The following is a 13,357-nucleotide window of genomic DNA, read 5'->3' on the forward strand; positions in this document are numbered from 1 at the left end:
GGGAGCAGTTCGCAACGGACTGACACCTCCCTTAGAACGTCACGTTGAGATTGACCCGAATAGACTGGTCGGCGAGACCGTGGCCGGATTGGCCTTGGTAGACGACGTCGAGCGTAGCATTGGGGGTGAAGGCGTACTCCAGACCCGCTTCGACCAAACCCGCATCGCGAGCGATCGGCACACTGCCAATCGAGAAGGCGTCGCCGCCGCTGACGAAGCGCATCGCGCTCTGCGGTGAGATATCGCCGAAGGCGTGACGCCAGCCGAGCATACCCTTTGCCCTGATTTTGGACGCGCCGAGATCGAAGGTCGTCGCAGCCCGGAGGCCAAGCGCGGTGAAGGCTGTATTGGTCGAACCGCTGGCTGTCGACAGCGTGGCGACACTGCCTTTTTCGGCGAAGCTATCCGTGTGAATGTTTACGTAGGCGAGGTTGCCGAAAGGCTCGAACGCAACGTTCCGGGCCTGCATGCGGTAGCCGAGTTCACCGAAGACCTGCGCTGTGCCAGCGTTGTAGTCACTTCTGGGACTGTCTGTGACGCCGGGGATCGCAACCGTGCGGCTCGTGGTGATATCATGCCATGTGTAGGTAGCGCCGGTGCGGAACGCGAGGCCACCCCAGGTCGTGCCGCCATAGACGCCGACATGGTAGTTGTCGCTCGAGCCGGAGGAATAGCGCGCGCGCGCCTTGAAGCCGGTGCTGCTATAGCCCACGACCGCGCCGAAGCGCCATGTATCGAACGCGGGTGCATCCGCGCCGAGGAAGAAGCCGCCCGTCGAGCGGTTGAGGCGCGCGGCGTTTCCATCGCCGTCGATATGGCCCCACGATCCGAATGCCTGACCCCAGACCGCGAAACGATCGGTCGAGGCGGCGCTGGCCAGTGGGCCATGGTCGTCATAGGTCGTGACCATGCCGTCGGTTGCGGCAACGCTATCGACGGCAGCGCGAATGCGATCGCCGATGGCGTTGCGGACGAAGCGGCTGTCCTCGATCAATGCGGTCCTGGCCGAGGGATGGATCTCGCCGGAGAGTTGGTTGAAGGCGTTGCGGGCCGTATCGGCGTCGTACTGCACAACCGCATCCCAAATCGGGTTGCCGTGGGCGAGCGCTTCGATACCGCTGCCCATCGCCTTCTGGTTCGGTGTCACGCCGATATCCCTGAAGCTGACGTCGTTGCGGGTCATCGTCAGATAGACGTTTCCGGCGTCATAGCTGAGCGATGGATCGAGAAAGGCGAGGTTCGAGGTCACACCGGAAAAGGTGCCGTCGACGCCGCCGGCGGCGGGATTGGCGGTCAGGATGTTGTAAGTGGTCGCCGGGGCGTAATTGCCCGTGCCGGCCAGCACCTTGACCGTGCCGCCATTGATGGTGACCTTGCCTGACGCGACAATCTTGTCGGACTGGCCAGCGGCATTGATCTCGACCTCGTAGGACGAGCCGCTCGCGAAGGTGATATTGCCGACATGAAGCGTACCAATCGAATTACCGGGCGCGACCGTGCCGATCACCGACAGATTGCTGATGATGCCGGAGCCGCCGAGCAAGCCTCCATCGAGGACGGTGACCGCGCCGCCGAGCGCGCCATTGACGGCGAGCCTTCCACCCGCAACCGTGGTCTCGCCCGCGAAAGCGGAGGAGTCCCCAGTCAGCACGAGCGAGCCTGCGCCCGACTTGGTGAACTCGCCCGTGCCGGTGAGGACACCGGCATAGCTGGCGTTTGCGCTCTGATTGAAGGTCAGGTTTGCACCGCCCCCAATCGCGGCGTTGCCGGTGAAGAGACCCGCATCGGCTGTGAGACCGCCGGCCTTGAGCGTCCAGTCGAGCGTCGAGCTTCCGGTCAGCGCCAGATTACCCGCGCCGCTCTTCACCAGCGCACCATTCGTGCCGCGCAGGCCGGTGATCGAACCGGCGAAGCGCGCATCGCTCGCCTGGTCGAATTCGACCGTGCCAGCGTTGGCGATGTCGCCCTGGATCGAGGCCGCATTGCCGATGAGCGTCCCGCTATCAACCGTCGTGCCGCCGGTGTAAGTGTTGGCGCCGGTCAGGATCAGCGTGCCGAGATCGTTCTTCACCAGGGCCGAAGCGCCGGTGAGCGCCGAGGCAACGGTAGCGGTCATGTCCGCGCCTGCGGCCGAGCCGTCGCCGACGCGGATCGTTGTTGTTCCGCCTGCGCCCTGTAAGGCGATGGAGCCGCCCTCGATGCGGTAACCGTCGGCAGCAAACTGCATGCCGGTGACGCCGATCGCACCAGCCGAAGCGTCCACCGTCACAATGCCGCTGTTCGCCTGGAAGATGGCGAAAGTCGGATTAGGCGAAAACGCGCCGTTGATATCGCCATCGACCGTCGTCCAACTGCTGCCATCGGCGCGCCAGGTGCCCGCGCCTCCATCGACCGCGCCATTGCCATACAGCGCGGCATTGCCGCCGTCCCAGAAGCTTAGCGCCGTCGGGACCGCGGACACGAGGTTCACTTCATGCGCGACCGAGGTCTGCACGGCGAGGTTGGAAGCAGCGACTCCACCGGGCGTAGTCCCGATGGTCAGGCCAGAGCCAGTCAGCGACCCGCTGTAGTCGATCAGGCGATAGACCCCCACACCGAAGCCGCCGACATCGGCAACGTTCAGTGTGCCGTTCAGCGTCAGATTGCCGTCGACAGACATCAGCGCCGTGCTTGACGGGCTGCCCAGCGACGCGTTTACAACGCTGCTGCTATCCATCAGGAGACTGCCACCGACGTGGAGGGTCTGCCCGCTGATCCCGTTAAACACGCCGCCATTGGTCAGATCGGCATTGCCCGTGATAGTGCCCGAGCCAGTCACGATGCCGCCGCTACGCGCGAGAACATCGCCACCAAGCGTGCCGTTGACCGCGAGCCTGCCTGCCGAAACGGTGCTGGTTCCGGCAAAGGCGGAAGAGTCGCCAGTCAGCGTGAGCGCTCCTGTGCCGGACTTCGTGAAAGCACCTGCGCCGGTCAATACGCCGGCATAGGTGGTATCGGTTGCCTGATTGACGCTCAGCGCCTTCGTGCCGAGCGAGACGGTCCCGTTGCCGCTCAGTCCGAGAATGGTCGCCCCTGATGTAACGCCGGAAATATCGAAGAAGCTACCTGCCGCCATCGACAGGCCGGAGCTTGCAGCAATGGAACCGGCGCCACCAAGCGCCAGCGTACCCGCTGAAATCGTGGTGCCGCCCGTATAGGTGCTTGCGCCAGAGAGCGTCAGCGCGCCTGCACCCTCCTTGAAGAAACCGCCTGTGCCGCCAAAGATGGCCGCGGTGAATACAGCATAGCCGTTGCTATCGAGGAACGCGCCCCCGCTATTGATGACGATCGTTCCCTTTCCGCTCGTGAAACTCTTGAGGAAATCCCCTGCGGTTGTGCCGACGGTGTTGGCATTTGCGCGCAGGATGCCGCCATCGAACGCGATTGTCGCCGTCGATCCGGGCGTGAAAGTGCCATTGTAACCGGCTTCGATCGTATCGGTCAGCAGCACGCCGCGGCTGCCATTCGTGCCGTTCAAGTTCAGGGTGGCGGTGCCGCCCTGGATGGCCAGATAGGTATTGCCAGCAGTCGCCACCGCGCCATCAGCAATGGTCAACCTACCGGTCGCACCCGAGACGCCGACGGCCAGGCCGAAGCTGCCGCCATGATCCGCCCCGGAGGCCGCAGTCAAAGTCGAACCTGTGCCGCTCAGGATAGCTGTAGCGTTGCCGTTGATTGCACCGATGGCGACGATCTGGCTGCTCACCGCGCCCCGATCGGTGATGTTCATCGTGCCCGTGCCGGCAGTACCGATCCAGGTCGTGTTGGCATAGAGGTGCGAGCCGCTGCCGGTGATGTTGAGGTTGCCGCTGCCGCCGCTCGTGCCCACCTTGACGCCGTTAACGCCGTTGACGACCACCGTGCCGCCATTGAGAAGCGTCAAATCAGCCGTGCCGCTGGCGGCGGAAACGGTCAGGATCGGAATATCGCCGCTGCTCAGGTTCAGACTGCCGCCATCGAGGATGAGACCGCCGCCTGTTATGGAGGGAGCACTCGTGCCGAGCGTGCTCGCGCCGGTGAGCGTGAGTGTGCCCGTGCCGGATTTGATGAACCGACCAGCCCCGGTGAGCGTACCGGCAAAGCGGGTGTCGGACGCCTGATCGACTGTCAGATCTGCGCTCCCCAGCGCCACCGTCCCGCCTGCGCCCGACAATGATGACATGGTGAGGGCGAAGCCGCCGAGGTCCAGCGTGCCGCCGTTGACGGCGTAGGCGGTGTTGGCGACGAACGCGCCCGATGCGCCGGTGCGAAGCGTCCCGCTATCGACCGTCGTGCCGCCGGTGTAAGTGTTGGCGCCGGTCAGGATCAGCGTGCCGAGATCGTTCTTCACCAGGGCCGAAGCGCCGGTGAGCGCCGAGGCAACGGTAGCGGTCATGTCCGCGCCTGCGGCCGAGCCGTCGCCGACGCGGATCGTTGTTGTTCCGCCTGCGCCCTGTAAGGCGATGGAGCCGCCCTCGATGCGGTAACCGTCGGCAGCAAACTGCATGCCGGTGACGCCGATCGCACCAGCCGAAGCGTCCACCGTCACAATGCCGCTGTTCGCCTGGAAGATGGCGAAAGTCGGATTAGGCGAAAACGCGCCGTTGATATCGCCATCGACCGTCGTCCAACTGCTGCCATCGGCGCGCCAGGTGCCCGCGCCTCCATCGACCGCGCCATTGCCATACAGCGCGGCATTGCCGCCGTCCCAGAAGCTTAGCGCCGTCGGGACCGCGGACACGAGGTTCACTTCATGCGCGACCGAGGTCTGCACGGCGAGGTTGGAAGCAGCGACTCCACCGGGCGTAGTCCCGATGGTCAGGCCAGAGCCAGTCAGCGACCCGCTGTAGTCGATCAGGCGATAGACCCCCACACCGAAGCCGCCGACATCGGCAACGTTCAGTGTGCCGTTCAGCGTCAGATTGCCGTCGACAGACATCAGCGCCGTGCTTGACGGGCTGCCCAGCGACGCGTTTATAACGCTGCTGCTATCCATCAGGAGACTGCCACCGACGTGGAGGGTCTGCCCGCTGATCCCGTTAAACACGCCGCCATTGGTCAGATCGGCATTGCCCGTGATAGTGCCCGAGCCGGTCAAGGCCCCGCCGCTACGCGCGGCGAGATTATGGCCGAGCGTCCCATCCACCCGCACCGTGCCGCCAGCGACGACTGTGGTTCCGGCAAAGTTCGATGAATCGCCTGCCAGGGTCAGCGCGCCCGCGCCGGTCTTGATGATAAGACCGGTGCCAGTGAGACTGCCCGCATAGGTGGTATCGGTTGCCTGATTAAGGTTGAGGCTCGCCAGCCCCATCGCCACCATGCCGCCTGTGCCCGACAGCGAGGACATGGTGAGGTTGAAATTGTTGAACGCCAGCGTGCCGCCATTGATCGTATAGGCAGTATTGTTGACGAACGCGCCCGATGCTCCCGCCGTCAGCGTGCCGTCATTGATCGTGGTGCCGCCAGTATAGCTGTTGACACCTGATAGCGTCAGCGTGCCGGTCCCTGTTTTCACCAGGCCGCCAGTGCCGGAAATCGCGCCGGTGAGTCCCAGCGTCGTTCCCGCTGCAACGTCGAAGGTGCCATTGGCGTTGAGCAGGACCACGCGCGAGCTGCTGAAGCTGGCATTGGTCGCCAGCCGGCCGCCGTTGAAGGTTAGGCCGCCCGCGGCTGCCCCCAGATTGGCGTCGGAGGATATCGACAGTGTGCCCGCGTTAATTACCGTTCCGCCGGTATAGCTGTTCGCACCTGAGAGCCGCAATTGCCCGTTCAACAAGGTCAGGCCGAGAGCCCCTGGGCCACCGTCCCGGATGATGCCTGAAAATACGGAAGTCAGCGCCGAATTGTCCACCGACAACATACTGGTAGTGGCGCCCGTGTTCTCGATAACCCCAGCGCCGCCATCGTACGACGCAATACCACCGACAACTGTGCTGTATCCGTTGAGCCTGAGATAACCACCCACAGAACTCTGGGCTACGAATTGAATCTTGGTGTGGGCGCTTATGGCGTCCTCAGCCAGGACATTCAGCACAGATTGACGCGTAAGTTGAATGTCTTGGCCACTGCCAGCGCGCGTTGCCCGAAAATTGCCCACGGCATCGCCGCGCAAGGCCAATTGCCCGCCACTGATTCCATCGGTGACATTTACGTTCAGAGTTGGGGTTCCGCCGAAAAGCTGAATGCCGCCGGATATACCGTTCGCTGCCGTGACGTTAACAACAGCATTGTCGCTCACGCTCAAATAGCTGTCGCCGGTGATGGCGTCCGCAGATGTGACATTGAGTGTGGAATTTTCTTTCATCCACCAGTTGCCGGTGCTGATTGTGTTCGCCTGGTTTGCCTCAAACACTTCGTCATATCGGCAAACCTGTCCCATGCAGCTCTCAGCATGGGCCGACTGCGGAAAACCGATAGCCGCGACGATTGCGAGCGAGGCCGTTGAGAACATCAGCGACTTGCAGTGATGAAGCCCGTGAACGACGCCCGTGGTCGCCGTCGTGATAAATACCATGAATACTCTGCCCCTCGGCCGCCAGAGAAGCAGGCAGCGTTAACCACCCACGCCGGAGAGACCGACGGGGCGTGAGGCCCCAACCAACCACATCGATCATGGATTCATGAATGGCCTAGCTGAAGCGCCTCTGGATGGTCACCCCGTCTAAATAGACGGGGTGTGAGCAATACTTTTCATTTGTACTTTTGACCATTGACCCAGAGGCTCACGAGAGCGGCCCGGCTGCGAACGCCGAACTTGCGGTAGATCGCAACGACATGGTGATGGGTGGTCGAAGTAGCGAGGCCCATCTGGCACGCGATTACCTTCTCAGGCGCCCCGGTGAGTAGCAACTGCATGACCTTGTGCTCGGTCGGTGTCAGCGGAGTCTTGGCAAGAAGCAGTCCGTGGCCGAGCATCAAATGTCGATGGAACCATTTGATGCCACGGAGCGCATAGGAGATTACAGCGATCATTTCGTCTGAAATCGGCTCCCGCATATAAAAACCGATGTGGGATTCACAGTCCTCATTCAAAGGGAAGCCGACCAGCACCACATCATAGATGCCACAAAAGCCATAGTGGCGCTGATAAAAGGGTGTCTCGAACCACTCTGCCGGCAGATCGCGGCGCAGAGAATAGGTTCGGAAATGACCCACTGCTTTCAAGGGCAGCAGGAAGGAAGGATCGATTTCGCGTCGATCCCAAACCTCCATAACACCAGCCAGATGTTTGCCGTCATCGGATTGCAATGAGATCGGGTGCAAAGCCGCGCCAGCAACAACGCGCCAGCCTTGCAAGGGATCATCAGCCTGCCTGCCGTGCATCCGCAGAGCTCCTGCCCATGTCGCATTACAGGCGCCTACCCATTCAGTCAGCCGCGCCAGAAGATGCATGACCGAGGAATCTGACCCGCTTAATTCGAAATCCGACAACTCATCCCATAGCGCATGTATTTTTTCAATCGTTACACTATTCATAAGAACACTCTCAATCGATCGTGCGCGATGTCCGAATATTGGAAAAGTATCAAGCACTGGGTAGAGTGATCTCAAAAATATGGCCCACCCTCCCCGCGCGGTTAACCTCAACGGATGAGCAAGATACCAAATCCGTTCAGATATTTTCACTCATCGCCTGAAGTGATCCATCTCGCGGTGATGATGTACGTCCGGTTTCCCCTCTCGCTGCGGAATGTCGAAGACCTTCTTTGCGAGCGCGATATCGATATTTGTTTTGAGACCGCGCGGCTGTGGTGGAACAGATTTGGGCGATTGTTCACAGCCGACATGCCAACCAATGCGTGGATTTCGGCATCGCGCTGGCACCTTGACGAGATGCATGTCCGGCTGAACGGCGAGATGGCTCATTTAGTGGTGCGCCGTGGATCACGAAGGCGAAGTGATCAAAAGCCACACGAAGAAGCGGGACAAATCCGCCGCTTTACGCTTCATGAAGAAGGCGCTGAAGCGTCATGGGCAAGCCGACAAGATCATCACTGACGGGCTGCATTCCTAATCCCGCTGCGCTGAAGGATCGGGATAATCTCGAGCGCCGCAAGATGGGCCGCCACCTTTTCGACAGACAGACATTCCAACTTCGCCGCTCAACCGCAATGGCAGAGTGGCAAAATCTCATGGCATGATCCTTACCTCGACTTTGGACGCACTTTGCCAAACGGAGAGCAGTTCGCAACGGACTGCCCCCTTGGGGCCGATGCTTCCGGTAGATGCGCCCTGGTTACATCGGGCCAAGGCCGAAGGCTGCACGTTCCTTGTTAATGTGGCTGCGGCAGATTTCGCCCATTTTGATAATATAGATCGCCGTAGGCGCGTAATCTGCAAGGCGATTATCGCTGTAGGCCTGCGTAATTCTGTCAGCCAGCAGGGACGAATTGGTCTGCATCGCCACCAGGCATTCCGTCCGCCCCTTCTTCGCCAGGGCATCGGTCAGGGAATCGTCGATAAAAACGTAGTTCAGACTATCGTTGAGCCCCTGCGCATAGGCAGCTTTGGCTTCGGGCGAGAGCGCCATCCAGCCAGTCTTGTTGTTGATATAGCCCGCAGCGCTCGCCGAAGCGGCCATAGCAAGGGCAAGGCTGACGGCTGCAACGCACTTGATCAAGGGGAGTCTGTTCATCGTCATGCTCGTGAAACGGTGTGGAATTACGGCGCAGGAGAACGCCTATCAACAGTGGAAGGACGACGCGAGTAAAATTGCTCAGGCCAGTGTAGCCACCAGGGAAGGCCTCAACGGAGGCCCGCACAAAGCGCTTATCACCCCCTGATGAATTTCTGAACTTCCCTGAAGCAGAGCAAATGGAAGACGGAGCCTCTTGGTAAAGGTCTTCTTAACCACATCCATCCCCAACTTTAGCGAGGCCCGCAATTGACTCTGGCAACACCCCAAACATAAAAGGACGGTATTTAATTATAAAATTTTATCGGATAATTTTATCTTATCCAGATAAATATTGGGCATTTTTACAAAAAATTACAATAAGTCGCACTTAAATTAGCTTAGTTGACGATGTTATATTTTTTCGTGAAACCCAATCAACAGGGACCTTGTATTATGAAAATTACTAAAAAAGTCTTGCTGGCGAGTTCGGCAATTTCAATGCTTGCATTGACGACTCCCGCTTTCGCGCAAGTCACCATCGGTGGGGATCCGGTCACTACGACTGGCGGAACCGGCAACGTGGCTGGCGCTCCTCTGGATACCGCCGGCGGCGCGATCCGCACTGGTGGCGGCAATGTCAATCTGCAGGGCGGCAACCTCAACAATGTCAGCAACGCAAACATCAGCACTGCTAACATCAGCACCGCGAATATTAACGACGCCAATATCAGCGGCACAGCAACGATCAGCACCGCCACCATCAGCAGCCTGACAACCACCGACGTACTCAACGCGGACGGTGGCATCGAAACCAATGGGGCGGATATTTCCACCAGCGGCGGCGCGATCCGCACTGGCGGCGGCAATGTCAATCTGCAGGGCGGCAACCTCAACAATGTCAGCAACGCAACCATCAGCACCGCAAACATCAGCACCGCGAATATTAACGACGCCAATATCAGCGGCACAGCAACAATCAGCACCGCGACCATCAGCAGCCTGACAACCACCGACGTACTCAACGCGGACGGTGGCATCGACACCAATGGGGCCGATATTTCCACCAGCGGCGGCGCGATCCGCACTGGCGGCGGCAATGTTAATACACAAGGCGGCACGATCCGCACCGGCGGCGGCAATGTCAATCTGCAGGGCGGCAACCTCAACAGTGTCAGCACCGCAAACATCAGCACCGCGAATATCAACGACGCCAATATCAGCGGTACTGCAACGATCAGCACCGCAAACATCAGCACTGCTTCAATCAGCACGGCTTCGATCCAGCAGGCCTATGTCGAGAATGCCTCGGTCAGCACAGCTACGATCAATCAGGCTTATGTCGAGAATGCCTCGATCAGCACGGCTTCGATCCAGCAGGCCTATGTCCAGAATGCCTCGATCAGCACAGCTACGATCAATCAAGCCTATGTCGAGAATGCCTCGATCAGCACGGCTTCGATCCAGCAGGCCTATGTCCAGAATGCATCGATCAGCACGGCTACGATCAATCAGGCCTATGTCCAGAATGCCTCGATCAGCACGGCTACGATCAATCAGGCCTATGTCGAGAATGCCTCGATCAGCACGGCTACGATCCAGCAGGCCTATGTCCAGAACGCATCAATCAGCACGGCTACGATCCAGCAGGCCTATGTCCAGAACGCATCAATCAGCACGGCTACGATCCAGCAGGCCTATGTCCAGAACGCATCAATCAGCACGGCTACGATCCAGCAGGCCTATGTCCAGAACGCATCGATCAGCACGGCTACGATCAGCAATCTGACTGTCAGCGGCACGGCAGATTTGAACGTTGCCAACATCAGCACCGCAACGGTTGCCAATACGTTGACTGTCGGCGGCCTGCTCAGCGCCAATGGTGGTATCACCACTAACGGTGCAAACGTTGATGTCGGTACCGGCAATGTGAATGTTGGCACCGTGCAGATCAACGGCACCACCAACCGCATCACCGGTCTGGCCGCGGGCATCAACCCAACGGATGCCGTGAACAAGCTGCAGCTCGACACCGTTTACAACGAACTGGATGGCCGTCTCGATGTTCTCGAGAAGAAGAAGGACAAAGCCTTCCAGGGTGTTGCCATGGGCTTCGCGATGAACGCGGCGCCGCTGAACCTTCAGAATGGCGAATCCGGACTGTCGGGCGGCGTGGGTACATTCGAAGGTGAATGGGCCGGTGCCGTCAAGCTCCAGGCTGTTACCCAAGGTGGTATCGGTGTTGGCGCGAATGTCGGTTTCTCGAAGGATTCCTTCGGCGCCGGTGTTGGTGCCAGCGTGAAGTTCTGATCTTTGTAATGCAAGCGAGGGCCGAGACATTGTCTCGGCCCTCATTTTGTGTGAACGACACATCGGCACGATCACTCGGCTTCCCACATGAACCAGTTGGAATGACTCTTTGAAAGCCCGAACCGGACTGAAAATTGGCATTACTATTGCCGCTTGCCAGGACACCCAGTCCCTCCTGGGGGCAAACGGATTGAGCCAGAATGTGCTCTATCTGGCGTTCCTGTTCCAGCGCATGCCGATCGCGGCGCAGGTGGGGCTCATCTGCAATACCCGCCCGCATGCCGTCGCGGATGCGTATGGATTGCCCGTATGGACGGTGGAAGAAGCCATCGGGCACTGTGATCTTGTCATCGAAATGGGTTCCCGCTCCTTCGACGTTTCGCACGTCGAACGCTTGCGAAAGCGCAGGGGCAAGATCGTCAGCTTCGTTGCGGGCAACGTCATGGCGTTTAACCTCGAAAGCCTGGCGCATGGTGGACCTGCCGGTGAACAACTGGCAAAGCATAAATTTGACGCGGTGTGGATCCTGCCACATCACTGGCACATGTGCCGTTCGTACTGCGCAATAACGGCAACACCCAATGTCCACATGGCGGGTATGCTGTGGGACCCGGTGTTTCTCAAGCAAACCATGGCTTCGATGCACAAGAATGCGTTCTGGCGGGAACCAGAAAACGGGCAGTATACTCTTGGCTGCTTCGACCCCAATCTCAATGTCCTGAAGACGTTCCATTGGCCCTTGCTCGTGGCCGAGGAAGCCTATCGGCAGGATAAGAGCCGAATTTCCAAGATGCTGCTGTTCTCGACACTACGCCTGAAGGAAAGCCGGCATGTGACCGAGATGATCCTCGCAACGGACCTCGGCAGGGATGGCAAGATCTCGATGGAAGATCGGCATCCGCTGGTTCACGTGATGGGTAACAATGTCCATGCGGTGGTAACCCATCAATGGGAAAACAGGCTCAACTATCTCTACTACGAATTGCTCTATCTGGGCTGGCCACTGATTCACAACACACCGGATCTCGAAGGCGCCGGATACTATTACCAACAGTTCGATCCGCAAGATGGCGGGCGCATGCTCAACGAAGCCTTGCAGGGTCATCCGGTTCACCGGATCACCCAACGCGCCGCAATCCGCGACGTTTTGTGGGCCGTCAGCGTAGACAATCCCGCCAATCAGGACAGCTATACCGCGCTTGTCCAGCAAGTCATGGGCTAAGAGCCGTGGGGAATAACGTGGTGAAACGCTATAATGTCGCCATTTCGATGGATTTCAACGAGGGCGATTATGGGGGCGTGTTCACCAATGGCTTACGCCAGAACAATATTTTCCTTTATCGCATGTTCCGCGCTTCCAAGAATTGTGCCAATGTCTGGCTGTTGAATGTCGGTTCGCGCGAATACCGTTTCCCTAGCGGCGTGCTGGGTCTGGCTGATGATGCGATTGTCCGGTTCGACCAGATCAAGGACCACCTGGATTATCTGGTGGTCGTGGGCACGCGTCCGGGCGAAGACCAGATCAGGCACCTGCGCGACAGAGGCTGCAAGATCATCTTCTACAAAGGCGGAAACAGCGCCATTCTTTCCATGGAAGGGATGGCTGACCCCGATCCTGATAAATACGGCGAATTCTATTTCGACGCTTCGTATTACGACGCGATCTGGATGACCCCGCAGCATATCCGCAGCTATGCGAAATGGGCCAAAACGATGTATCGCCAGGAGGTGCATGAAGTGCCGCAAGTCTGGGATGCGAGCTTTCTCGAATTGCAGGACAGTACGACGCGGGGCGCTTTCGGGTACAAGAAGAAAAAGCGCGGCGAAAAATGGAAAGTTGGCGTTACCGATCCCAATATCACGGTGATGAAAACCGCGCATATGCCCGCGCTGGTATGCGAGGCGGCCTTCCGCAAGCGCCCAGCCCTATTTGAAAAAATCTACATCACGAACGCACTGCAGTACATGCAGAATGCCCATTTCGTAAGCTTTATGGATGCCCTGTCAGCCATCCGCGCAGGCGTGATGAGTGTGGAACAGCGCTTCATGCTTTACGATCTTCTCGCAAGGCATGTGCATGCGATCGTTACCCACCATTGGGAGAATGGGCTGAACTATCTGTACTACGAAGTGCTCTACGGGAATTATCCCTTGATCCACAATTCGCAGTTCCTGTCCGATTATGGATATTATTACGAGGACTTCGACGCAGAGGATGGGGCCAGGGCGTTGCTCCGGGCCATCAAGGAGCATGACCGTTCACTCGATCAATACGCAGCACGCAACGCCCCGTTGTTCGCCCAACTCGATCCTCGCTCCCCCGACATCATCCGCTTGCACGAGACACTGATGTTCGCATCGTAAGCCCGATGGACAAATGGATCCTGCGGGCGCGGTGATCCAGTTCTGGTTGAA

Annotated in this window: 6 protein-coding genes and 1 pseudogene; 4 read left to right on the top strand and 3 right to left on the bottom strand. The window is 59.0% G+C overall.

Annotation, left to right across the window (positions count from 1 at the left end; genetic code table 11):
* Positions 1-31: 31 nt before the first annotated feature.
* Together EGO55_RS04555 and EGO55_RS04560 are read right to left on the bottom strand one after the other, a co-directional pair.
* Positions 32-6,532: an autotransporter domain-containing protein gene (locus tag EGO55_RS04555; protein ID WP_124916713.1), complete on the bottom strand. Its 6,501-nt coding sequence runs from the start codon at positions 6,530-6,532 to the stop codon at positions 32-34.
* Positions 6,533-6,708: 176 nt separating this feature from the next.
* Complete coding sequence (locus EGO55_RS04560) at positions 6,709-7,494, bottom strand: helix-turn-helix transcriptional regulator (RefSeq protein WP_084620434.1); 786 nt, start codon at positions 7,492-7,494, stop codon at positions 6,709-6,711.
* A 114-nt stretch (positions 7,495-7,608) separates the two neighbouring features.
* On the opposite strand from EGO55_RS04560, the pseudogene EGO55_RS21710 reads away from it, so the two are divergent.
* Positions 7,609-8,159: pseudogene (locus EGO55_RS21710) on the top strand (IS6 family transposase).
* A gap of 95 nt (positions 8,160-8,254) precedes the next feature.
* Here EGO55_RS21710 and EGO55_RS04570 read toward each other — a convergent pair.
* Positions 8,255-8,653 carry a hypothetical protein gene (locus EGO55_RS04570; protein ID WP_124916714.1) on the bottom strand — a complete coding sequence of 133 codons (399 nt, stop codon included), beginning with the start codon at positions 8,651-8,653 and terminating at the stop codon, positions 8,255-8,257.
* A gap of 480 nt (positions 8,654-9,133) precedes the next feature.
* Between EGO55_RS04570 and EGO55_RS04575 the strand changes: the two genes are divergently transcribed.
* From EGO55_RS04575 to EGO55_RS04585, 3 genes are all read left to right on the top strand, one after another.
* Complete coding sequence (locus tag EGO55_RS04575; protein WP_021691820.1) at positions 9,134-10,942, top strand: YadA family autotransporter adhesin; 1,809 nt, start codon at positions 9,134-9,136, stop codon at positions 10,940-10,942.
* Between the two features lie 109 nt (positions 10,943-11,051).
* Positions 11,052-12,164 (top strand): DUF2827 family protein, encoded by a 1,113-nt coding sequence (locus tag EGO55_RS04580; protein ID WP_021691821.1) that lies wholly within the window; start codon positions 11,052-11,054, stop codon positions 12,162-12,164.
* A gap of 17 nt (positions 12,165-12,181) precedes the next feature.
* A complete protein-coding gene (locus EGO55_RS04585; protein WP_124916715.1) occupies positions 12,182-13,306 on the top strand; it encodes a DUF2827 family protein in 1,125 nt (374 codons plus the stop codon).
* Positions 13,307-13,357 lie beyond the last annotated feature (51 nt).

The sequence above is a fragment of the Caenibius tardaugens NBRC 16725 genome (assembly GCF_003860345.1).
GTDB classification, from domain to species: domain Bacteria; phylum Pseudomonadota; class Alphaproteobacteria; order Sphingomonadales; family Sphingomonadaceae; genus Caenibius; species Caenibius tardaugens.

What these genes read in the sequence shown, in the direction of transcription:
- EGO55_RS04560 (WP_084620434.1), bottom strand. Translation starts at nt 7,494, where the DNA reads ATGAATAGTGTAACGATTGAAAAAATACATGCGCTATGGGATGAGTTG.
- EGO55_RS04555 (WP_124916713.1), bottom strand. Translation starts at nt 6,532, where the DNA reads ATGGTATTTATCACGACGGCGACCACGGGCGTCGTTCACGGGCTTCAT.
- EGO55_RS04570 (WP_124916714.1), bottom strand. Translation starts at nt 8,653, where the DNA reads ATGAACAGACTCCCCTTGATCAAGTGCGTTGCAGCCGTCAGCCTTGCC.
- EGO55_RS04575 (WP_021691820.1), top strand. Translation starts at nt 9,134, where the DNA reads ATGCTTGCATTGACGACTCCCGCTTTCGCGCAAGTCACCATCGGTGGG.